Origin of the sequence: Streptomyces sp. TRM70350, assembly GCF_019219825.1 — a bacterium.
GTDB lineage: Bacteria > Actinomycetota > Actinomycetes > Streptomycetales > Streptomycetaceae > Streptomyces.
Map to the genome: position 1 here is coordinate 1 of NZ_JAHUXH010000090.1, position 1,431 is coordinate 1,431.

The 1,431-nt window shown below is 75.7% G+C and carries 1 protein-coding gene; it reads left to right on the forward strand.

Annotated features, from left to right (window positions below; all coding sequences use genetic code 11):
- The coding region (locus KWI83_RS39720) for a phosphopantetheine-binding protein (protein WP_256363391.1) at positions 1 to 1,431 on the forward strand (1,431 nt) is incomplete at both ends.

Consider the following 1,431-nt stretch of genomic DNA (forward strand, 5'->3'; position numbering starts at 1 on the left):
CTGCGCACCGCCGTCGAACTGCACCGCTCCATGCGTGGCGAAGGCGCGGCGGACACCGCCGGCGTCACCGCGGCAGTCGAACGGAGCATCGCCCAGGAGAACGAACTCCTCTTCGACCCGGCCTTCTTCGCCGCCCTGCCGCAGTCCGTCCCCGCCCTCGACGCCGTCGACGTGCGCGTGAAGAGCGCCGTCCACCACAACGAACTCAGCCGCCACCGCTACGACGTCGTCCTGCACACCCGCGACGCCGGCACGCCCCGCGCGGCCGACCTGCCCGGCCTCGCCTGGGGCCGCGACCTCGCCACCACCGACCAGCTCGCCGCGCAGCTCACCGACCGCACGGCCCACCCCGACGGGCTGCGCGTGACCGGTGTGCCGGACGCCCGTCTGGCCGGCGAACGCGCCGCCCGGGACGCGCTCGCGCAGGGTGCCTCACCCGACGAGGCCCACGCCCGCCTCGACGCGCCCCGCGCCCCCGGCCTGCCCGACCCCACGGAGCTGGAGGCGCTGGCCGCCCGCCACGGCCACCACCTGGCGCTGAGCCGGTCGGGACATGGCCCGGACGGAACGTTCGACGCGGTGTTCACCCCGGCCTCGGCAGGCCCGGCGCCCCTCTTCGCCGACCTGTGCCCGCCCGCTCCCGCCGGCCGCGGTCCGCTCTCGGCAGGCCTCACCAACGACCCGCTGCGCGCTCACGCCACCCCGGCCCTCGCCGGCGTCCTGCGCCCCTACCTGCGCGGCCGGCTGCCGGAGCACATGGTGCCCGCCACCCTCACCGCGCTCGACGCGCTGCCGCGCACCAGCAACGGCAAACTCGACCGCCGCGCCCTGCCCGACCCCGAGACCGGCCCGCGCACCGGTCGTGCGGCGCGCACCCCGCAGGAAGAGATCATGTGCTCGCTCTTCGCGGACGTGCTCGGCCTGCCCGCCGTCGGCCCCACCGACAACTTCTTCGACCTGGGCGGCCACTCCCTGCTCGGCACCCGGCTCATCAACCGGGTCCGCTCCACCCTCGGCACCGACCTGCCGATCCGGTCCCTGTTCCAGCACCCCACCCCGGCGGGGCTGGCCGCCGCGCTGGACACGACTGGACCCGGTGGACGCACGCCCCTTCGACCCGTGCCCCGCACCGGCGAGACACCCCTGTCATTCGCCCAGAGCCGTCTGTGGTTCATCAACCAGATGGAAGGGCCCAGCTCCACCTACCACATCCCGCTCGGCCTGCGGATCACCGGCGCCCTCGACGTCGACGCCCTGCGCGCGGCCCTCGACGACGTGGTCGCCCGCCACGAGAGCCTGCGCACCGTCTTCCCCGCTCCCGGCGGCCGCCCCCACCAGAAGATCCTCGACCCGGCACCTCCCTGCCACCTGCGGCAGATACCCGTCGACCCCGACCGCCTCGACGAGGCGATCGCCGCCGCCGTCGCCGAA